Source organism: Microlunatus phosphovorus NM-1 (assembly GCF_000270245.1).
Classification (GTDB): Bacteria; Actinomycetota; Actinomycetes; order Propionibacteriales; family Propionibacteriaceae; genus Microlunatus; species Microlunatus phosphovorus.
Genome location: NC_015635.1, coordinates 826,405 through 846,485 on the forward strand (window position 1 = coordinate 826,405; position 20,081 = coordinate 846,485).

Genomic DNA, 20,081 nt, shown 5'->3' on the forward strand with positions numbered 1-20,081 from the left:
AGCCGCGCTCGACAGTGGTCAAGGAGCCAGGTCACGGCCTGGTGCTGCCCGTCGGCGTCTTGTGACTCCGATGATCACGCCGATCAGTGCCACGACGGCGGCGCCGATACCCACCCCGAGGGCAAGGCTTCCCACCCCAGGCCCATTGTCGGCCGGAGGGCTGGAAACACTGCTCGCCGACGGATCACTGCTCGACGGTGTAGACGGACTCGATGTCGGCGTGGGTGAGGCAGTGGCCGCGTACTGAGGAAGTCCCTCGGGGGCACCCTCGACGGCGAGGTCGAGTCTGATCGGCAGGACGCGGCCGGTCGTATCCGGCGTGGTCTGGCGGACCTGCACGGAGATGTAGTAGTCGCCGGCGATCGATGCGTACGACGCTCTCGGCAAGGCATCGCCCTCGAGACTGACAAAGGTGCCGTGCGGGATCTCGCGATTGCGGACCCGAACCTCTGGCGAGTACGCGGTCAGCTTCACCCGGTTGTCACCCTGCAGGATGCCGCTCTGCTTGAGTTGCGGCACTCGGGTCGGTGTGTAGACGACGGTGGCCACGGTCACGGTCTCGACATTGCCGAGATCCCAGCCGTCGCGATTCGATGGTGCCGTCACGCTGGCCCGCAGTCGCTGCCCTAGTTGCAGACTCGCCTTGTAGAACACGCTCTCGCCGACGGCGGGGGCGTCGCGGTAGGAGCCGGGGGTCAACAGCGGGGCATTGGTGAACGACGAGCCGCCTGCGACCTGGCGCACCGGTTTCGATCCCGGCGCGGGAGCCCCGGTCTGCTTGTACGAGGAGACCGGTCCTGGCAGCGCGGCGAGATTGGTGATCTCCGGCTCTGCTGCGATGACGATCTCGGCCGGTGCGACCAACTTGTTGCCGCTGTTGGAGCGCCGTTCGACCGACAGCACGAGGGGGTCGTTCGCACAAGCGGGCTCTTTGGTCCCGCTGACGACCGCGCCGGAGACCACGACGACGGCATCGGCGGTCTCGCTGAGCGTGTGGACGTTGTCGCAGGAGTCGCCGTCCACGGTGCTGAGCGTCATGAGCAGGTTCTCTGCGTTGTAGCTCCCGGTCGGCGGGACCAGGCTGTTCACCGATGCGGTCACTGTTTCACCGGGCCGGCGGTCGATCCGGTAATAGCGTGCGCCGTCGCTTGCACCGAGACGGTCCTGATACTGACCGGTAGTGAGCTGAGGTGCATTCTCCGGGCTCTCGGTGCCCCTGACCCGGGTGCCGGTGATGGCAAACGGTCGCAGTGCCCGCTGGGTGATCTTGCGCACCGCCTCGGACAGGTCATCGGCCTGATCGGCGTCATAGTAGGAGCCGTTGCCGGCCTCTGCAATGCACTTCAGCTGCTTGCGGGCCTTGCCGCCGACATCCAGGCCGATGGCGTTGAACTGCAGGTCAACACCCTTGTCGGCGAGCCGCTTCGCTACCGGGCACGGATCGCCGGCGCAAGACTCCTCCCCGTCGGAGATGAGCACCAGGACGCGGCGACCCGTGTCGCCCAGGTCGTCGGCGGCCTTGCCCAGCGAGTACGCAATCGGGGTCTCGCCCACGGCTTTGAAGCTGTCGACTGCCCGGTACATCTTGTCCCGGTTCAGCGTCCCGACCGGCATCACCAGTTCGGTGTCGCGGCACGCCTTCGAGTTCTCCTCCTTCGGCTCGGCGATCTCAGACCCGTAGACGCGAAGACCCACCTGGGTGCCAGCCGGCAGTGCGTCCGCCACCTGTTTGAGGGCCCGCTTCGCCGCCGCGAACTTCGTGCCGCCAGAGGAGATCTTCTCGTTCATCGAGCCCGACACATCCAGCAGTAGGAGAACCTTCGCCGGATCCTCGGCGCGCGCTGGGGAGGGCGCCGACAGGCTGATGACGCCGATGACCGCAGCCAGCAGCAGCGTCAGCACCCGACCCCGTCTGAGCTTGCTCACGGTTGAGCCTCCTGGTGGTCTGCGCTGGTCGAAAGACCGGGGTACGGTATGCACAGCGGGCACAGAAATCCAACCGAGCCGTCCCGCGATCGCGTTGGAACGGAAACGTTGCCGGCCGGACTGGGCCATGCGGAAACCGAGCTGATCGCCCGTCTAGGCTCCGGTCATGCCCGAGGTGCGAAGCGACCCGGTGAGGCTGCTGAGCGAGCTGGTCGCGATCGACAGCGTCAATCCCGGTCTGGTGCCCGCGGCTGACTTGGCGAGCCGTCTCGGCGCCGAGCTCGGCACGAACGCCACCTTCGATGCACCGTACTGGATGGAGGCGCCGCTGTGGCAACAGCTGTGCCCGACGCTGATCTGCGGCCCGTCCGGCGGTGGCATCCATGCTGCGGATGAGTGGGTCGACCTCCGTCAGGTCGTCGCACTCTCGACCGCACTCGTGACGGTGCTGGGCGATTGGCGGCCCGATGCCGACTGACCCGCGGAAGTTACGGTCCGATGCGCCGCTGTTGGACGCTTGGCTGCGGTTCCAGGAGGATCGGCCGACGCCGTTCACCATCCCAGGCCACAAACAGCGAACCGATCTGGTCGGGGACGTCGTCGCCGGCGACGTTCCCCTCTATGCCGGTCTGGACACGATGAAGCTCAGCCGCGGCGTGCTGGCCGAGGCCGAGTCTCGTGCGGCGAGTCTGTGGGGTGCTGATTTCTGCCGCTTCTCGACTGGCGGTTCCACTCATGCCAATCAGGCCGTGGCGCTCGCCGTGGCCGGCGACGGAGACGAGGTGATCGTCAGCCGTACCTTGCATCGTTCGCTGTTGCTCGGTCTGGTGCTCGCGGGACTGACACCGGTCTGGGTGCGCCCCGAGGTCGACCCCGCGACCGGTCTGCCGATGGGCGTCTCGCCCCAGACGGTACGCGAGGCGCTGGTCGAGCATCCGGCCGCACGTGCGGTCTTCATTGGTGATCCCTCCTACGTCGGAACGGTCGGCGATATCGCCGGGCTGGCCACGGTCGCACACCAGTTCGGCGTACCGCTGGTCGTCGACGCAGCCTGGGCGGCGCACTTCGGCTTCCATCCCGACCTTCCCCGCCATCCGTTGCAGCTCGGCGCCGATGTGATGGTGACCAGTGCCCACAAGACGTTGCCGGCGTGGAGTCAGGCAGCGCTCGTGCTCGCTCGGACGGAGCGCGTCGATCCAGCTCGCCTCGAGGCCGGGGTCGAGGCGACCGCGACCACCAGCCCCGCGGGAGCGATGCTGGCGAGCATTGACGCAGCCCGGGCACTCCTCGAACGCGATGGCCGGGCACTGCTCGATGGTGCGATCAAGGCGACCCGTGCAGTACGCGATCGGCTGCTCGAGATCGAGAGTCTCTCGGTCCTGGACGGGCCGACGGTTGATCCGCTGAAGCTGACATTGGTGCTGTCCGGCACCGGTGCCGACGGCAACGCCGTCGAGCGGGACCTGCTCGCCGCAGGCCTGCCGGTCGAATCGGCCGACCGCGACGTCCTGGTTGGCGTGGTCTCGCTGGCCGACACCGCGGAAACCCTCACCGCGTTCGGCACGGCCCTGTCCGCGTCGATCGAGCGACATCGCGGAGCCCCGCGGACAATCGAGGGCCCTGCGGCCTACCGAGTCCGGCCGGTGGCCGCCGCGCCTCCGCGGCAGGCCTTCTTCGCGCGCTCGACGAGCGTGCCGTTCAACGACGCTGTCGGCCGCGTTGCCGCCGAGCTTGTTGCGCCCTATCCGCCGGGCATCCCGGTGCTCGCGCCAGGCGAGCGGATCACCGGCGAGACGCTTGGTGCTCTCCGGCACGCTCGAGAAGCGGGCGTACGGATCGCGTACGCGGCGGACCCGACGCTCGCCACCTTGAGAGTGATCCAGCCCTAGAAGAGCCTCAGAAGGGCGGCGGGGTTGGTGCGCCCCAATCGACACACCAACAAACCGCAACTGGTTTCCCGCCCCATCCGATGTCGACCAAGGGGTACGACCTATCAGGCGGCGAGCCCGCACCGTCACGACGCCTGACTCGCCGTAACGATCTGTGCAGAAAGCGTAGCGATTCCTACGGCTGTCGGGGCGAAATCGCCAGAAGTAGTTACTCGTGAGTAGGAACCTGTGTAGATCCTGTGGAGTCTGTTCGAGAATCTGCCACCTCGGTTGCTGGAACAGCGCACCTAACGCGCGTCAGGTGTCCGGTGTGAGGCAGATTTTCGAAACTCGAGCTGCCGGCAGCCCTTGACAGTGATCGATCGCGAGACGGGTATACAGATTCGGCTGCCAAGAGAGAGAATGTGAGGCGAGCGGTCCGTCGGGAGGGGATCGGGGGAATCCCCTCCCGATACGGACTACATCGCGGCGCAGGCGTCGTCAGGTCCGCCGCACCATCTGGTCAGCACAGGCACTAAGGGGAGTTGCCTGACTGACTTCTAGGTCGGATCCGGAGCTCGGGGGTTCCCCGTTCCGACATGAGTAACTCTAGGACCATGTGAAGGGTCACGACAGCAAAAAACGTGTCCACTTTGTGCAATGTCCTCAAGAGGACATTTTCTCGCACCGCAGGCGTGACAACGGGTAGCTGCGATGCGCGGTGTCCGTGCTGGCCGCCGCGATCTCTGCCGGAGACCAGGCACTCAACAGCTCAGTCAGGCGGGTGATCGTGGCCGGATAATCGAGCCGGCCACGGGTCATCGGCCAGTCACTTCCGATCATGGTCCGCTCCGCGCCGGCCACCTCGCGTACGAGTTCTGCCACCCGGGCCAACTCGGTGCGCGTGGCCGGGACGGCCGATCCGCTGCCCCCGAACAGGCCGGACAGCTTGGCGACCACATTCGGTCGGCTCACCAGGTCGCGGAACCCGTGCTCCCAGGTCCGCCAGGCGCGGTCGTCGCCGAACGGAGGCTTGCCGCAGTGATCGAGGACGAAGGTGGTCCTGGGTGCGCTATCGACGGCGGTCGTCAACGCGGGCCACAACCGCGGGAACGCGTCCGGGACGTCGACCGGCAGACCCGCCTCGCCGAGCAGGTGTAGTGCGTCGATGGTCGTGCCGGAGGCCAGCTCGCTCGCATCGTCGTGGTCATGCCAGAGCTGACGGACCCCCACCAGCGGCGTGTCCTGATAGGTCGCCAGCAGTTCCTCGAGGACAGGAATGTCGTCCAACGGCAGGAAGCCGACCACACCGGCCAGAGCCGGTTCTCGGCGCGCCTGATCCACTAACCAGTCGGTCTCAGCGAGGAGATCCGCTGCCTGGATGACCACCGCGGCCATCACACCTGCGCCGTCCAGCTCCCTGGTTGCCCGCTCCGCGGTCGAGTCGGCATGGACGGCTCCGAGGGCGGGTGTGTTCCAGCCATACCAGCCGGTGTCGAGTCGCCACAGGTGCAGGTGGGTGTCGATCATGCGCCGGCCCGGTGTTCACGGGTCGTCCTGCGCCGACAGCTCATCGGCATCGACAGACTCACCTGCCTTGGCGGGCGGCGGTCAGGGCGGGCCACACCGCGGGATCGATCGCGGCCGACATGCCCATCATCGACCGAGTGAGCTGTTGACGTGTCGAGGCACCTACGGTCACATTGACCACCGCCGGAAGTCGCCAGGAATACTGCAGCGCAGCGTCCAGCACGGAGACCCCGAATCCGGCACACGCCTCGTGGATACGCTTCAGCTCGGCCAGACGCTCGCGTCCGATCCGGCCGTACTCGAAGTGCAGCTCGGGGCTCGGCGTCGGGGCGGCCAGGGCGCCGGAGTTGAAGACGCCCACGTTGACGATCCCGACACCGTACCGCTGACACAGCGGGATCAGCTCAGCCCCGCTGTCGTCCAACAGAGTGAGCCGACCGGCGACCATGATCAGATCGCAGAGCCCGGTCCTCACCGCGGCGGCCAGCGCCTCGACCGACTTCGAGCCGATGCCGATCGCCCGGACCAGCCCGTCCTGCTTCGCCTGGGCCAGCGAGGACATCCCGGTCGCGACGTCCTGCAGGTCGTACTCGTCGGGATCGTGCAGATAGGCGATGTCGATCCGATCCGTGCCGATCCGTCCCAGACTCTCGGTGAGCGAACGCCGCACTCCAACGATGCTCGGATCCCAGGCCCGCCGATACGCAGCCGGCACCACGAATCCCTCGTCGTCCAACCGATCGGCGCTCTCCGGCGACGGTTCCAACAGCCGGCCGACCTTGGTGGACAACAGGAACTCCGATCGCGGATAGCGGGCCAGAGCCGCTCCCAGCCGGCGCTCCGACAATCCCAGCCCGTAGTGCGGTGCGGTGTCGAAATAGCGGACGCCGCCCTGCCAGGCGACCTCGACGATGGCTGCCGACTCCTCGTCGGACACCTCGTGGAAGAGATTGCCCAGTGCGGCCGTGCCATAGCCGAGGCGGCCCAAGTCTGCAGGAATCGCTCTCATCGCCGGGCCTCTTTCACGACAAGAATCCCTTTCACGACACAAATCCCGTCACGACAAGAAGATCTCCACGACCGGTACGGCGACGGCGGGCTGCCGGGTCGGCAGCGTCAGGGTCAGCGTGCCGGCAGCCAGCCCACCCATGCTCGTGTTCTGCGCCTCCCGATCGGGATCGCTCTCCTGATAGGTGATCTCCGAGGCGTCGTTGAGCAGTTGCGCGTACGCGACTTTGCCGGCCAAGCCGGGCAGATGCACGTGCTGATGTGGCCAGGCAAACAGATGGAGATACAGCCGATCACCACGCTGGGTATAGCGGCAGTCCGGTGGAGCGACGAACTCGCTGGGACCGGCCCCGACGATGGCGCGCTCATGCAATCGCATCCACGCGCCGAGCCCGGCCAGGGTCTGCGCAGAGGTGGGATCGAAGGTGCCGCGCCCGGTGGGACCGACGTTGAACAGCAGATTGCCGCCCTTGCTCACCCCGTCGACGAGCATCCGAACCAGCAGCTCGGGCGACTTGAACTCGGTGTTGTCGCGGAAGTATCCCCAGCTGCCATTGATCGTCTGGCACGCCTCCCAAGCCACCAGCTCACCACTGCTGTCTTGACCCTGCGTCCCTCCGGGACGACGCCTCATCGGCTCGGACGGCTGATACTGCTCCGGGGTGACCAGATCGCCGGGGAGATCCAGTCGATCGTTGATCACGATGCCGGGCTGCAGTTCGCGGGTCATCGCCATCAGCGCAGCCGAGTCCCAGTCCTCGGCGCCCTTGTTGTTGAAGATGTGCGGCTGCTGCCGGGCCGGGTAGGAGAAGTCGTAGAACAGGTAGTCGATCTTGCCGTAGCCGGTGAGCAGTTCGCGGGCTTGATCGTGCAGGTACGCCCGGTAGCGGGCCATGTCCCGGCCGGCGTTCAACTCCGCCAGATCTGGCGAGTCCCTCAATGGGTGGTGTCCGTCGATGACGAAGTCGGGGTGGTGCCAATCGAGCAGCGAGTGGTAGAAGCCGATCTTGATCCCCGCGGAGCGAAACGCGGTCACGAACTCGGCGACCAGGTCACGCCCGAACGGGGTGTTGGTGATCTTGTAGTCGGTGTAGGCGCTGTCCCACAAGCAGAAACCCTCGTGGTGCTTGGTGGTGAGGACCGCGTACCTCATGCCGGCCTGCTTGCACTGCCGTGCCCAGTCGGCTGCGTCGAACAGATCCGGATCGAAGCGGTCGAAATACCGACGGTAGCTCTCCGGATGGATCCGCTCGAAGCTCTGCACCCACTCATGGCGGCCGGCCAGGGAGTACAGCCCGAAGTGGATGAACAGGCCCAGCCGGTCATGCATCAGACCAGCGATATCGGGTGGCCGGACTGGTGAGCTCATGGTCGCCAGCCGATCACATCAGTCGCCGCCATGTCCGTATCGGCCGTCATGTCGGTAGTGAACGAGAGAATCGGCGGTCATCTCGGTGCCCGCCCCGGGCGCCGTCGGCGCCACGTAGTGGCCGTCGACGATCCGGACCGGGTCGACGAAATGCTCGTGCAGATGATCGACGAACTCCAGATAGCGGTTCTCGGTCGTGCCGCTGACCGCGACATAGTCGATCATCGACAGGTGCTGGACCGCTTCGCAGAGACCGACCCCGCCGGCATGTGGGCAGACGCGGACACCGAATTTGGCAGCCAGCAGCAGATTGGCGATGTTCTCGTTGACCCCGGCCACCCGGGCCGCGTCGATCTGCATCACGTCGATGGCGCCCAGTTGGAGCAGCTGTTTGAACATGACCCGATTCGCGATGTGCTCGCCGGTGGCGACTGGCGTCGAGCCCAGCGCCTTGCGGATCGTGGCGTGGCCGACCAGATCGTCCGGGCTGGTCGGCTCCTCGATCCAGGCCAGGTCGTACGGCTGCAGCTCCCGCACCCAGGCGATCGCCTCGGGCACATCCCAGCGCTGGTTGGCGTCGACCGCGATCTTGATACTGGGACCGAGCTCGGCCCGAGCCAGTGCCAGTCGGCGGATGTCGTCCTCGAGGTTGCCGCCGACCTTGAGCTTGAGCTGGGTGAATCCATCGGCCACGGCCTCCCGGGCCAGCCGCAGCATCTTCTCGTCGGAATAGCCCAGCCAACCCGGAGTCGTGGTGTACGCCGGGTAGCCGTGCGCCAGCAGGTGAGCGGTCCGGTCGGCTCGACCGGGTTCTGCTCGCTCCAGGATCTCCAGCGCCTCGCCGGGGGTGAGCGCGTCGCTCAGATAGCGGAAGTCGACGAGATCGACGATCTCGGCCGGTGTCATCGACGAGACCAACTGCCACAGGGGCAGTCCGGCGCGCTTCGCCTTCAGGTCCCAGAGGGCGTTGACAACCGCGCCGATTGCCATGTGGATGACGCCCTTCTCCGGGCCGAGCCAGCGCAGCTGGGAGTCGTGGACGAACCGTCGATAGGTTGCGCCCAGGTCGGACAGCAACTCCTCGACCGACTCGCCGACAATCAGGTCGGCAACGGTCTGAACCGCTGCCGCGGCGAGGTCGTTGCCGCGCCCGATGGTGAAGACGAAACCGGCTCCGACCAGGTCATCGCCGGCATCGGTGGACAGCGTCAGGTAGGCCACGGAATAGTCCGGATCCGGGTTCATCGCATCGGAGCCGTCGAGCTGCTGCGAGGTCGGAAACCTCACGTCGATGGTGTCCGCAGCGCTGATCCTGATCACGGATGTCCTCCCTGGGTCGTATCGTAGCCAGGTCTCGACATCGGCTGTCTCGGCGAGGTTCGACGACGGCCCCGGCCTTGAAGGAGATCGATGAAGTTCGCCCGGCTGAGGACCAGCAACGGCATCACGCCGGTGATCGTGTCGGGGGAGGAGGCGTACGACCTCACCGAGTTCCTCGGCGATATCACCCCGAACACGATGGATCTGCTCGATCCGGCGGCGGTCGCGGCCGCGAACGGCAAGCTCACCAGGGTCAGTCTCGCCGACGCGAAGTTCGCCGCGCCGATCTCGCACACCGGCGCCGTGATCGCGATCGGGATGAACTACGCCGCACATGCTGCCGAATCCGGCGCGGCGCCCCCGAAGCTACCGGTGATGTTCATGAAGACGCCCAACACCTTGGCCGCACCGGACGACCCGTTCGTGATCCCGGCTCGCTCGGTCAAGATGGACTGGGAGGTCGAACTCGCGATGGTGATCAAGAAGCGGGCCTACGAACTCGACGAGGACGACGATCCGCTGGACTACGTCGCCGGCTTCGCCGTCGCCGACGATCTGTCGGAGCGCACCTTCCAGATCGAGGAGTCCGGCGGTCAATGGAGCAAGGGCAAGTGCGTGCCCGGCTCGACCCCGCTCGGTCCCTGGCTGGTCAGCCCGGATGATGTCGTGGGGTCGCCCCTGCGGCTGCGCAGCTTCGTCAACGACGAGCCGCGGCAGGACTCCTCGACGGCGGACATGATCTTCGACTGCCCGACGATCATCCGGCACCTCAGCCAGTATCTGGCGCTGGAGCCCGGCGACATCGTGTTGACCGGCACCCCCGAAGGCGTCGCGTTGTCCGGCCGTTTCCCCTATCTCAAGCCCGGCGATGTGGTCCGGATCGAGATCGATGGCTTGGGCAGCCAGACCCAGACGATGGTGGCGCCCGAGGCTCGTGCGTGAGCGAGGCGTTCTGGTGATCGGAGACGTCGCGTGAGCGGGGAGTTCGACGGGCTGGTCGCGGTGGTGACCGGCGGCGCGTCGGGCATCGGCGCGGCCATTGCCTCCGAACTGGCCCGGAGTGGTGCCACGGTCGCGGTCTTCGATCTGCAGGCTGATCAGGTGCCCGAGCCGTTCCTCGGGCTGGGCTGTGACATCACCGACGACGTCTCGGTCCGAGCCGCCGTGCACGAGGTCGTCGACCGCTTCGGCCGACTGGACATCGTGGTGAACAACGCCGGTATCGGCGCGCAGGGCACGATCTCCGACAACACCGATGCCGAGTGGCACCGGGTGTTCGACGTCAACGTGGTGGGGATGGTCCGGGTGAGTAGGGCCGCACTGCCGCATCTGCGGGTTTCGCCCGCGGCCGTGATCGTCAACACCTGTTCGATCGCGGCTACCGCCGGTCTGCAGCAACGGGCCCTCTACAGCGCGACCAAGGGTGCTGTGCTGTCGCTCACCCAGGCGATGGCCGCGGACCACCTGCGCGAAGGCATCCGGGTCAACTGCGTCAGCCCGGGCACCGCAGACACGCCCTGGATCGGCCGGCTGCTCGCGCAGGCGCCGGATCCTGCCGCGGAGCGGTCCGCACTGGAGGCGCGGCAGCCGCACGGCCGGATGGTCAGCGCCGACGAGGTGGCCGGGGCGGTCGCCTATCTCGCGAGTCCTCGGGCCGGTTCGACGACCGGGGTCACCCTCGCCGTCGACGGCGGCATGCAGGCACTTCGGCTGCGCCCGCCGGGGCAGTGATCGACTGCCGGCACAGTCGGATCTAGACTCCGCCGCGTGGTCGCTGAGTCAGGTGTCACCGAGGTCCAGGTACGCGAGTTGTCCGGTATCGCGGAGATGACCGCCGCATCGACGCTGTGGGACACGATCTGGGCTCGGCGCGAGCCCGGACATGAGGTGGACCCGGCGTTGATGGTGGCGTTGTCCCACGCCGGTGGTTATCTGGCGGCGGCATTCGACGGCGACACCATGATCGGTGCCGCACTGGGATTCTGGGGATCACCGGCGTACGGGACATTGCACTCACACATCACCGGGGTGCTGCCGTCGTACGCGGGGCGAGGGGTCGGCGCGGCGATCAAGAACCACCAGCGCTCCTGGGTGCTGGACCGCGGCGGTGCCGCCATCACCTGGACCTTCGACCCGCTGGTCTCCCGGAACGCGCACTTCAACCTGAACCGGTTGGGCGCACGGCCGGAGCGCTACCTCCACGACGTGTACGGCGAGTTGAGCGACGACATCAATCGTGGTGACCCCACCGATCGGCTGCTGGCGCGGTGGTCGCTGACGACGCCACCTAGGCCGCCATCGACCGGGCCCGCGGCTGCCCTGCTGGCGAATCACGACGGTGCGCCGGTGGTCGGGCTCAGCCTGGAGGAGATCGAGCCGGACACCGCGTTGACAGTCGCGGTGCCCGATGACATCGAGCGCCTGCGCCGCAGCGACCCGGCCACCGGGTCACTGTGGCGGGTAGCGGTTCGTAATGCGATGGTGCCGCTGCTGGATCGGGGCTGGCTGGTCACCGGCTTCGACCGTATCTTCGGCTACCGGTTGGAAGCCCCTCAGGCCGCACCCGACCGGGGCTCTGCAGAGAGGACCCACTGATGATCATCACCGAGGTCCGTTTGCATCGCGTGTCGATGCCGTTGATCGCGCCGTTCACAACCTCGTTCGGCACTGAGTACATCCGGGAGGCGCTGCTCGTCGAGGTGACCGCGGAGACACAGAACGGCGCGGTGACCGGCTGGGGCGAGTGCGTCGCGATGGAGGAGCCGCTGTATTCCGCCGAGTATGTCGACGGCTGCACCGAGGTGATCCGGCGCTGGCTCGTCCCGGCACTGACGGGGGTCGAGGGACTGGTGGCCGAATCGGTCGCGCACCACCTCCGCCACGTCGTCGGGCACCCGATGGCCAAGGCCGCCGTCGAGATGGCGGTGCTGGACGCGCAACTGCGCGCCGCAGGGCAGTCTTTCCAGAGCTATCTGGGCGCGACCAGATCATCGGTGCCCTCCGGGGTCTCGGTCGGGATCCAGGACTCGATCGAGCAGACACTGCACGTGGTGGCCGGCTATCTGGATGAGGGGTACGCCCGGATCAAGCTCAAGATCGCGCCCGGCTGGGATGTCGAGCCGGTCCGCGCGGTCCGGCGGATGGTCGGTGACGACGTGCTGCTGCAGGTCGACGCGAATGCCGCCTACACCCTGGTCGACACCTCGACATTGCGCCGCCTGGACGAGTTCGACCTCTTGTTGATCGAGCAGCCACTGGCCGAGAACGATCTGCGGCAACACGCTCAGTTGGCATCGCGGTTGCGTACGCCGATCTGCCTGGACGAGTCGATCGTGTCGGCTGAGTCGGCTGCGGACGCGATCACGCTGGGTGCCGCCCAGGTGATCAATATCAAGCCCGGCCGGGTGGGCGGCTATCTGGAAGCGGTACGGATCCACGACCTGGCGAAGGCACACGGGGTGGCGGTGTGGTGCGGTGGGATGTTGGAGACCGGCCTTGGGCGATCCGCCAACGCGGCCTTGGCCGCGCTGCCCGGATTCGTGCTGCCCGGCGACATCTCCGCCTCCGCCCGGTTCTATCAGCTCGACATCACCGAGCCGGTGGAGATGCACGGCGGTGAGGTCGAGGTCGACGCCACCCCTGGCATCGGACGAGCGCCGATCCCGGAGATCCTGGCGCGCTTCCGGACCGCCGAGATCGAGGTGTGCCGACGCTGACCGCGGTCGATTGCCGCCCGGTGGGCACCGCCGGCCCGAACTTTTGTGCCCTGGTCCCCGTCCGGCGTGCACCAGGGCACAAAACCGGCGCTGGAATCCGGCGGCACCGTGCACGATCATGGACAGATGACCGCCGATCGCGCTCGGGTGGCGAGCCTGGTGGGGGCAGGGTTGGCGATGGCGGCGCTCGCCGTCATCGGGATCTTCTACGCCTCCGCCGGCTTGGTCGCGCCGCTCTGGGCGGTGGTCGCGCTGATGATCTTCTGGGGGCTGCTCGTAGTGCTCGGGATCCGCTGGTTCCGGCGGCGGCCGCTCCGCGTTCTGCCGCTCCCGTTCGTCGCGGTGCTCGTCTGGCTCGGCGTGGTCACCCTGGGCGAACGGCTGCTGGGCTGGACCGCTTGACGGTCAACCAAGCCACGGCTGCGACATCCCTCGAGCCCGACGGCGTCGACCCGGCAGAATCCATACGAAGGTGGGAGAAAATATGAGACGTTCCGTCTCAGGGGTTGACTGACGGGCACCGACGCGTTGAAGCTGACCGGGCACACTCTGTGGGCCCCCCCGGGTGGGGCACCTTGGGCGGGGGAGTCGGTCGCGCTCGGGTTCATGCGCAGGCGGGCTGAGGTACGCGTTGAGCTAGTAGAGGGCCTAACGCGATTTAGGCATGTCCACTTGATGACATGTCCTCTTTTGGCCAAGCTTCGACTGATGACGAAATGAGGGCCTCGGCCTAGGGTTTTGCTGATACACGTCAGGGGGTCATTCGCGTCGCGGGAACGGCGTGAGAATGACCGAGAAGGGATCATTCATGCATCGACAGGTAGGTACTCGTTGGGCTCGGCTGTTGGGGGCGGCCGTGCTCGGTGGTGTGCTTTCAGCGGGAGCGCTGGCGACGTTGCCAGCTCACGCCACGCCCACCATCGACCTCAGTAATCTGAACTCCACTGGGACTTCCACCCAGCAGGGCAACAGCCTCGGGAACTCGCTCGGCAACAGCCTGGGCAACTCGCTCGGCAACAGCTTGGGCAACTCGCTGGGGAACAGCTTGGGCAACAGCCTCGGCAATTCACTCGGCAACAGCCTGGGGAACTCGCTCGGCAACTCTTTGTGAGCAAACGCCACGCCCCGGCTCCTGTTGGGTAGCCGGGGCGTGCGCGTCTGCGGGCCTTGCTGATCGACCAGAGCAGTAAGCGCCAACGCCGCCGTTCCGGCCTCCTCGGTTCGGCGCGGCTTCACCTCGAGGGTGGCTTCACCTTGAGCGCATCGGTGCGGACTAACGCCGCCCCCAGCTGAAGGCGCGTCGTCACGCCCAGTTCATCCATCAACTCAGAGATCCACCGACGGACCGACCGCACGTTGATGCCCAACTGGGTGGCGATTGCCCCGTCGGTAGATCCTGTCATCAGCATCGAGACGAGCATCTGACGGCGGGGATCGTTGTAGGTCGAGGCCATGATCGGGACTGACTGGTCCCAGACGGACTCGAACAGCCACACGAGAGCCTCGACCAGCTGTGGATGGCGCACCAACGAGGCGCGTAGCTCCTGGCCCGGCTCGTACGATCTCATCGACGGAATCAGGGCGACTTCACCATCGGCGAGGAGCAGTTTCATCGGCACCTGAGCCGTGCGAGATTGCTCGCCGCGCGCGGCGAACAGACTCAGTTCGGACAGTCGGTCGGCGTCGAATCCTGGGTGATAGACACAACGCAAGACCACACCGCGCTCCAGTGCCTGCCATTCCGGAGCACTGGCACTGAGGCTCTCCGGTGTGGAATCGTGCCGATCGTCGACATACGGCGGTTTGTCGAAGTAGCAGATCTCGCGTTTCGCGTTGTCGCAGATGGCCACCTGGACCGGGATGATCGCGTCTGCTCCGACCAGCACATTGATGTCCTCCTCGGCGTCGTTGTGCGCTGCCGCGAGGATCCGGTTGTACATGGATTCCGCCGCGGAGGAGGCCGCATCGACTTCGGCGAGGCGTTGCAGCCGCAAGGCGCGAACTGCCTCGAGCAACGACAGCGGAGACCACTCGCCGTGCCCGGTCGGCCGCGCCAGACCGAGCATCTGCAACTCGACCAGAGTCTCCTGCGCCGCCTCCGTCGTCACGTTGTTGAGCTCGGCCAGCTCGGTCGGTGATGCCTTGTCCAAGGGCGCCAGCACGAGATAGAGGGCCTCAGCCTCTTTCGAGACACCCAGAGACTGCAGCATGCGGGCTCCTCCTGCGTTCCTGACTGCGGCCGGCGACTCCGATGCGGTGGTGCATGACACCCCCGATACTCTTGCGTCGCAGAGCCATCGACCTGCTCGTGATCGTCTCACACCTCACCAAGGAGCCCCGCGATATGACCGAACTCGCTCAGATCGGCGTTACTGGACTTGCGGTGATGGGCCGCAACCTCGCCCGGAACTTTGCTCGGCATGGGCATCGGGTCGCCGTCCACAATCGCAGTTATGCCAAGACCGAGTCACTGATCGCCGATCACGGGGACGAGGGCGCCTTCGTCCCGTCGGCCTCGATGGCCGATTTCGTCGCCTCGTTGGAGCGCCCGCGGCGAGTGATCATCATGGTGAAGGCCGGCGGTCCGACGGATGCGGTGATCGACGAACTGGTGCCGTTGCTGGAGGAGGGCGACATCATCATCGATGCCGGCAACGCGCACTTCCCGGACACGATCCGGCGGGAGAACGCGTTGAAGGCCGTCGGCCTACACTTTGTGGGCTCCGGCGTCTCCGGCGGCGAGGAGGGCGCGCTGCTCGGGCCCTCGATCATGCCGGGCGGCTCGCCGACCTCGTACGAATCGCTCGGTCCGCTGCTGGAGTCGATCTCGGCCAAGGTCGACGGCACCCCATGCTGCACCTACGTCGGGCCCGATGGCGCGGGGCATTTCGTGAAGATGGTGCACAACGGTATCGAGTACGCCGATATGCAGTTGATCGCAGAGGCGTACGACCTGATCCGGCAGGGGACCGGGAAATCCGCGGCCGAGATCGCTGACATCTTCCGGTCCTGGAACGAGGGCGATCTGGAATCGTTCCTGATCGAGATCACGGCGGAGGTGCTGGCACAGGTCGATCCGGAGACAGGGCAGGCGCTGGTCGACGTGATCCTCGATCAGGCCGAGCAGAAGGGCACCGGGCGGTGGACGGTGCAGAACGCGCTGGATCTGGGGGTGCCGATCACGGGGATCGCCGAGGCCACGTTCGCTCGCGCACTGTCGGGGTCGGTGCCGCAGCGGGAGGCGGCTCGAGCGTCGCTGCCGGGTCACGTGGCCGAGTGGTCGATCCGGGATGCGGACGCGTTCGTCGAGGATGTCCGCCAGGCATTGTACGCCTCCAAGATCGTCGCGTACTCCCAAGGGTTCGACCAGATCGCCGCGGCCAGCGCCGAGTACGACTGGAACATCGACCGGGGCGCGATGGCGCGGATCTGGCGCGGCGGCTGCATCATCCGTGCCCGCTTCCTGAACCGGATCACCGAGGCATATGAGCGGACGCCGGACCTGGCCCTGCTGATCGCCGATCCGTACTTCACCGAGGCAGTCTCGGCGGCGTTGCCGGCGTGGCGTCGGGTGGTCGCGGGTGCGGCGCAGAACGGTATCCCGACGCCGGCCTTCTCCTCCTCGTTGGCCTACTACGACGGGATCCGGGCCGAGCGGCTGCCGGCTGCGCTGATCCAGGGACAGCGGGACTTCTTCGGCGCCCACACCTACCGTCGGGTCGACCGGCCTGGTTCCTTCCACATCGAGTGGAGCGGGGACCGCAGCGAGACCGCCATCGATGGCTGACCCCGGCACTCGCTGCCGGCTGGAAAGCTGATCGTGGGTCGGCTGGCGCAGCTGCGCAGTCTTGCTCGTCTGGGTTCGGAGAGAGTGGCGAATCGGCTGCGGGCTCGCCGGTTCGCGATCGACTCGGCCGCCAATGGCCCGGTGCCGGACGGTGCGGTGGCGCTGTACTTCGCGGTGGGACCGGAGAACGCGTACCAATTCGAGCAGTGGCGCCGTCCGCTGGAAGCGCTGGCCACCCGCCGGCCGGTCATGGTGATCGTCGATCGGCCCGACTCGGGCCGGCTGGTGCTGGCCGGTTCGACCCTGCCGGTCGCGTTCGCGCGGGCCAGCGGTGAGCTGGAGAGCCTGGTCGAGCGCCATCGGGTCGCTGCCGTGCTCTACGTCAACCAGGTCGAGCAGAACTTCCGGATGCTGCGGTTCGCCGACCCGGTGCACATCCAGATCGGGCATGGGGAGAGCGACAAGGGCAGCAGCGTCTCCAATCAGCACAAGGCGTACGACTTCACCTTCATCGGCGGGCCGGCGGGCCGGCGGCGGCTGGCCGGTGCGCTCTATGACTTCGATGCGGAGGCTCGGATCCGTGAGGTGGGCCGTCCTCAGCTCGACCACGACTACCCCGGCGCGCCCGACTGGCCGGACGACGGGCGGCTGCGGATCCTCTATGCCCCGACCTGGGAAGGGGATCGAGCGACGATTCGGTATGGGTCCCTGGTCAGCCACGGCGCCGCCATCATCAGCGCACTTCGTGCTGACCCCCGGGTGCGGATCATCTATCGACCCCACCCCCGGATCGGCAAGGCATCGGCGGCGCACGCCCGAGCCGACAGCCAGATCCGGGCAGCGCTGACGTCGGACGGAGACCGGCATCTGGTCGACCTCGGGCCGTATGGCTGGCAGTGGCGCTTCGCCGACCACTGCATCACCGACATCTCCGCGGTCGCCTACGACTGGTTGGCTACCGGCAAGCCGTTGGCGATCACCGAGCCGGCCGCGGAGGCGTACCGGCCGGAGTCGGCATTGCTGGACTCACTTCCCTTGGTGCCGGCTGATCGAGCCGGGGACATCGAGGTATTGCTGCCGCCGCAGAGCGCCGAACTCGCGGCACTGACCAGGCACTACTTCGGCGACATCACCGCCGGCGCCAGCACCCGCCGCTTCGAGGCGGCACTCGACGAGGTGATCTCACGTCGCCAATCCGAGATCGCAGCCCGCTACAACCGAGGGTAAGTCGCGGAGCGAGCGCCAGCGAGCGAGCCCGTCGCGAGCGGCCGCGAGCGTAGCGCCCGCGGTGGGGCCGGGCCGGATCTGCTCGATCTTGTCGGCCTTGCTCTATCTGTAGACCGAGCAGGACCTACAAGATCGAGCAGATCCTGACTACAACCCGCGGAGGAAGTCCACGTCGTCGTCAGGGGCCCGAGGCGGTTCGTGCTTGGTGGGGTTCAGCGTCTCTCGGTTTGGCCGCCCGAAGAACAGCCAGGAGAGCGCTCCGAACAGCGGGACACAGATCACGACGGTCGCCCACAGCCACCGGGGCATCTTGCGAACGGCATACGGCGGGGCCTGAGCGACCTCGACCACGCAATAGATCATCAGCAAAGCGACGATGATGATCGGGAGATAGCGGGCCATTGATCAAGAATAGGCGACTGCGGGAGTCGCTGCCCAGCCTGGCCTAGCTCGTGATATATCAGTTTCGACCGGGAGCGGTGGCGGCGTGTCGGCGGCGTGTCGCAAGCGGTCGGCACGGGAATCGGTCAGCTTAGCGCGGCGCGAGCGGCGAGATAGGAGACAGGACATAGGGTAGGCGGATGCTCGACCCGACCCCTGCGCCCGGTCGACCCAGCAAGCCATCGATCGCCGAGCTGCGCGAGATCACCCAGCCACCGAGCGTCCGCACCCGGGCCGGAGCCGAGCACTGGGTCGCGAGCGCGTACCTGCGTGATATCTCGCCCTATCTGACCCGGATTCTGCTCAAGGCCGGCTTCACGGCCAACGGCGTCACCTGGCTGATGATCCTCTCCGCTGCCCTGGCGGCGGTCTCCACGGCTTGGTGGTCGGTGGCAGGCGCCGTGCTTGCCGTGCTGTTCGTTCAGCTGCAGATGCTGATCGACTGCTGCGACGGTGAGGTGGCGCGCTGGCGACAGACCTCCTCGCCGAAGGGTGTCTATCTGGACCGGGTCGGACATTACGTCGCTGAATGCGGCATAGCGGTCGCGTTGGGCATCCGGGCCGCCCGGGAGGTCGAGCTCGGCAACGTCTGGGTCAGCTTGGGTCTGCTGCTCGGACTGCTGGTCTGCCTCAACAAGGTGGAAAACGACTTGGTGCACGTGTCTCGGCACTATGCCGGGTTGCCGCAGATGCAGGACACCGATGCGGTGCGCAAACCGTCGCAGAGTCTGCTTCGGTCCGCTCGACGGCTCGCGCGGTTCGTCCCGTTTCATCGGGTCTTCCATTCGGTGGAGCTTTCGCTGGTGATCCTGGTCGCGGCTGTGATCGACGTCTGGCTCGGTGGTTTGGCCACCCAGTGGCTGTTGATCGGGCTCACGGTGGCGGCCGCCGTCACGCTGGTCGGCCACCTCGCCGCTGTGTTGAGTTCGCCGAGGTTGAAGTGAGCACGCCAGATCGGACCGACCGGCTCGACGTCGAGAGGGTGCCGCCGCGGACCCGATACGGGGTGGTCGTGCTGACCATGGGCACGCGGCAGGACGACCTGCGGCGTGGGCTGGAGTCTCTGCTCGATCAGGTCGATGTCGACCTCGACATCCTGGTGGTCGGCAACGGCTGGCAACCCGTCGGTCTGCCCGACGGCGTCCGAGCGCATGGCTTGGCGAAGAACCAGGGCATCCCCGCCGGCCGCAACGCTGGCGTCGACCTGGTCAGTGGCGACCTGTTGTTCTTCCTCGACGACGATGCCTGGCTGCCTGGACCGACCGTTCTGGCCGAGCTGGCCGACCTGTTTCGCGCCGACCCGACCCTCGGACTGGTCCAGCCCCGAGTCGTCGATCCCGAGGGCCGACCCGCTCCGCGGCGTTGGACACCTCGTCTCCGCTCCAGCGATCCGAGCCGCAGCAGTCCTGCTATGTCGGTCTGGGAAGGCGCGGTCGCCATGCGACGTGAGGCATTTGCCTACGCCGAGGGCTGGCCCGCGCCGTTCTGGTATGCCCATGAAGGGATCGAGCTGGCCTGGCGTGTCTGGGACGGTGGCTGGCGGGTGCGCTACGACGGTGCGATCGAGGTCTTTCATCCGGCGATCAAGCCGACCCGGCACCCAGAGTTCTATCGGTTCCAGGCCCGCAACCGGGTGTGGCTGGCACGCCGGAATCTGCCGACGGTGGTCGGGCTGCTCTATGTACTGGCCTGGGTCCTGGTTGGTGGCGTGCGGCTGCGGAGCTGGACGGCGTTCCGGGAGACCGTCCGCGGTTATCAGCTGGGTCTGACCGAAGAGTGCGGTCGGCGGCGACCGATGAGCTGGCGTACGATCTGGCGAATGACCCGGGCCGGTCGCCCGCCGATCATCTGATCCGGTGATTCCGGCCGATCAGCTGATCGTGGTCATC

Annotated in this window: 19 protein-coding genes; 12 read left to right on the forward strand and 7 right to left on the reverse strand. The window is 66.9% G+C overall.

Going from position 1 to position 20,081, the window contains the following annotated elements; genetic code table 11:
- Positions 1-18 precede the first annotated feature (18 nt).
- Positions 19-1,926, reverse strand: a complete 1,908-nt coding sequence (locus tag MLP_RS03635) for a vWA domain-containing protein (protein ID WP_013861651.1) — start codon at positions 1,924-1,926, stop codon at positions 19-21.
- A gap of 166 nt (positions 1,927-2,092) precedes the next feature.
- Here MLP_RS03635 and MLP_RS03640 point away from each other — a divergent pair, with 166 nt between their 5' ends.
- Positions 2,093-2,404 (forward strand): hypothetical protein, encoded by a 312-nt coding sequence (locus tag MLP_RS03640; protein ID WP_013861652.1) that lies wholly within the window; start codon positions 2,093-2,095, stop codon positions 2,402-2,404.
- On the forward strand, positions 2,394-3,815 hold the full coding sequence (locus MLP_RS03645) for an aminotransferase class I/II-fold pyridoxal phosphate-dependent enzyme (RefSeq protein WP_013861653.1): 1,422 nt from the start codon (positions 2,394-2,396) through the stop codon (positions 3,813-3,815). Before MLP_RS03640 ends, MLP_RS03645 begins: the two co-directional genes overlap by 11 nt.
- Positions 3,816-4,460: 645 nt before the next feature.
- On the opposite strand, the gene MLP_RS26005 is transcribed toward MLP_RS03645, so the two are convergent.
- Genes MLP_RS26005 through MLP_RS03670 form a run of 4 tightly spaced genes read right to left on the reverse strand, consistent with a single transcriptional unit; the run spans position 4,461 to position 9,021 of the window.
- The gene (locus MLP_RS26005) at positions 4,461-5,324 is read right to left on the reverse strand and encodes an amidohydrolase family protein (protein ID WP_013861654.1); all 864 of its coding nucleotides are present in this window, start codon (positions 5,322-5,324) and stop codon (positions 4,461-4,463) included.
- Positions 5,325-5,382: 58 nt separating this feature from the next.
- Positions 5,383-6,333, reverse strand: a complete 951-nt coding sequence (locus MLP_RS03660) for an aldo/keto reductase (protein ID WP_013861655.1) — start codon at positions 6,331-6,333, stop codon at positions 5,383-5,385.
- Between the two features lie 48 nt (positions 6,334-6,381).
- Positions 6,382-7,701: an alpha-L-fucosidase gene (locus MLP_RS03665; protein ID WP_013861656.1), complete on the reverse strand. Its 1,320-nt coding sequence runs from the start codon at positions 7,699-7,701 to the stop codon at positions 6,382-6,384.
- Positions 7,702-7,719: 18 nt separating this feature from the next.
- Entirely contained in the window at positions 7,720-9,021 is a 1,302-nt protein-coding gene (locus MLP_RS03670; protein ID WP_013861657.1) for an enolase C-terminal domain-like protein, read from the reverse strand.
- 90 nt (positions 9,022-9,111) lie between these two features.
- On the opposite strand from MLP_RS03670, the gene MLP_RS03675 reads away from it, so the two are divergent.
- The 6 genes from MLP_RS03675 to MLP_RS27850 all read left to right on the forward strand — a co-directional run bounded on the left by MLP_RS03675 (position 9,112) and on the right by MLP_RS27850 (position 13,848).
- Positions 9,112-9,963 (forward strand): fumarylacetoacetate hydrolase family protein, encoded by an 852-nt coding sequence (locus MLP_RS03675; protein ID WP_013861658.1) that lies wholly within the window; start codon positions 9,112-9,114, stop codon positions 9,961-9,963.
- A 30-nt stretch (positions 9,964-9,993) separates the two neighbouring features.
- Positions 9,994-10,752: an SDR family NAD(P)-dependent oxidoreductase gene (locus MLP_RS03680; protein WP_013861659.1), complete on the forward strand. Its 759-nt coding sequence runs from the start codon at positions 9,994-9,996 to the stop codon at positions 10,750-10,752.
- Between the two features lie 36 nt (positions 10,753-10,788).
- Positions 10,789-11,616, forward strand: a complete 828-nt coding sequence (locus MLP_RS03685) for a GNAT family N-acetyltransferase (RefSeq protein WP_013861660.1) — start codon at positions 10,789-10,791, stop codon at positions 11,614-11,616.
- Positions 11,616-12,737 (forward strand): o-succinylbenzoate synthase, encoded by a 1,122-nt coding sequence (gene menC, locus MLP_RS03690; RefSeq protein ID WP_013861661.1) that lies wholly within the window; start codon positions 11,616-11,618, stop codon positions 12,735-12,737. Before MLP_RS03685 ends, menC begins: the two co-directional genes overlap by 1 nt.
- Before the next feature lie 126 nt (positions 12,738-12,863).
- Complete coding sequence (locus MLP_RS03695; protein ID WP_013861662.1) at positions 12,864-13,139, forward strand: hypothetical protein; 276 nt, start codon at positions 12,864-12,866, stop codon at positions 13,137-13,139.
- A 406-nt stretch (positions 13,140-13,545) separates the two neighbouring features.
- Positions 13,546-13,848 (forward strand): hypothetical protein, encoded by a 303-nt coding sequence (locus MLP_RS27850; RefSeq protein WP_013861663.1) that lies wholly within the window; start codon positions 13,546-13,548, stop codon positions 13,846-13,848.
- Positions 13,849-13,969: 121 nt separating this feature from the next.
- On the opposite strand, the gene MLP_RS26010 is transcribed toward MLP_RS27850, so the two are convergent.
- A complete protein-coding gene (locus MLP_RS26010) occupies positions 13,970-14,947 on the reverse strand; it encodes a helix-turn-helix domain-containing protein (RefSeq protein WP_013861664.1) in 978 nt (325 codons plus the stop codon).
- A 134-nt stretch (positions 14,948-15,081) separates the two neighbouring features.
- Between MLP_RS26010 and gndA the strand changes: the two genes are divergently transcribed.
- Positions 15,082-16,524 (forward strand): NADP-dependent phosphogluconate dehydrogenase, encoded by a 1,443-nt coding sequence (gene gndA / locus MLP_RS03710; protein WP_013861665.1) that lies wholly within the window; start codon positions 15,082-15,084, stop codon positions 16,522-16,524.
- A gap of 84 nt (positions 16,525-16,608) precedes the next feature.
- Positions 16,609-17,751 carry a CDP-glycerol glycerophosphotransferase family protein gene (locus MLP_RS03715; protein ID WP_156821014.1) on the forward strand — a complete coding sequence of 381 codons (1,143 nt, stop codon included), beginning with the start codon at positions 16,609-16,611 and terminating at the stop codon, positions 17,749-17,751.
- 147 nt (positions 17,752-17,898) lie between these two features.
- On the opposite strand, the gene MLP_RS03720 is transcribed toward MLP_RS03715, so the two are convergent.
- Entirely contained in the window at positions 17,899-18,153 is a 255-nt protein-coding gene (locus MLP_RS03720; RefSeq protein WP_013861667.1) for a PLD nuclease N-terminal domain-containing protein, read from the reverse strand.
- A 179-nt stretch (positions 18,154-18,332) separates the two neighbouring features.
- On the opposite strand from MLP_RS03720, the gene MLP_RS03725 reads away from it, so the two are divergent.
- Both MLP_RS03725 and MLP_RS03730 read left to right on the forward strand, forming a co-directional pair.
- On the forward strand, positions 18,333-19,136 hold the full coding sequence (locus MLP_RS03725; protein WP_013861668.1) for a CDP-alcohol phosphatidyltransferase family protein: 804 nt from the start codon (positions 18,333-18,335) through the stop codon (positions 19,134-19,136).
- A complete protein-coding gene (locus MLP_RS03730; protein ID WP_013861669.1) occupies positions 19,133-20,044 on the forward strand; it encodes a glycosyltransferase family 2 protein in 912 nt (303 codons plus the stop codon). The genes MLP_RS03725 and MLP_RS03730 overlap by 4 nt, the downstream gene beginning before the upstream one ends.
- Positions 20,045-20,081 lie beyond the last annotated feature (37 nt).

Bases quoted from the DNA above. Each gene is read 5' to 3' on its own strand.
- MLP_RS03640 (WP_013861652.1), top strand. From the start codon at position 2,093: ATGCCCGAGGTGCGAAGCGACCCGGTGAGGCTGCTGAGCGAGCTGGTC.
- MLP_RS03645 (WP_013861653.1), top strand. From the start codon at position 2,394: ATGCCGACTGACCCGCGGAAGTTACGGTCCGATGCGCCGCTGTTGGAC.
- MLP_RS26005 (WP_013861654.1), bottom strand. From the start codon at position 5,324: ATGATCGACACCCACCTGCACCTGTGGCGACTCGACACCGGCTGGTAT.
- MLP_RS03660 (WP_013861655.1), bottom strand. From the start codon at position 6,333: ATGAGAGCGATTCCTGCAGACTTGGGCCGCCTCGGCTATGGCACGGCC.
- MLP_RS03665 (WP_013861656.1), bottom strand. From the start codon at position 7,701: ATGAGCTCACCAGTCCGGCCACCCGATATCGCTGGTCTGATGCATGAC.
- MLP_RS03675 (WP_013861658.1), top strand. From the start codon at position 9,112: ATGAAGTTCGCCCGGCTGAGGACCAGCAACGGCATCACGCCGGTGATC.
- menC (WP_013861661.1), top strand. From the start codon at position 11,616: ATGATCATCACCGAGGTCCGTTTGCATCGCGTGTCGATGCCGTTGATC.
- MLP_RS03695 (WP_013861662.1), top strand. From the start codon at position 12,864: ATGACCGCCGATCGCGCTCGGGTGGCGAGCCTGGTGGGGGCAGGGTTG.
- MLP_RS27850 (WP_013861663.1), top strand. From the start codon at position 13,546: ATGCATCGACAGGTAGGTACTCGTTGGGCTCGGCTGTTGGGGGCGGCC.
- MLP_RS26010 (WP_013861664.1), bottom strand. From the start codon at position 14,947: ATGCTGCAGTCTCTGGGTGTCTCGAAAGAGGCTGAGGCCCTCTATCTC.
- gndA (WP_013861665.1), top strand. From the start codon at position 15,082: ATGACCGAACTCGCTCAGATCGGCGTTACTGGACTTGCGGTGATGGGC.
- MLP_RS03720 (WP_013861667.1), bottom strand. From the start codon at position 18,153: ATGGCCCGCTATCTCCCGATCATCATCGTCGCTTTGCTGATGATCTAT.
- MLP_RS03725 (WP_013861668.1), top strand. From the start codon at position 18,333: ATGCTCGACCCGACCCCTGCGCCCGGTCGACCCAGCAAGCCATCGATC.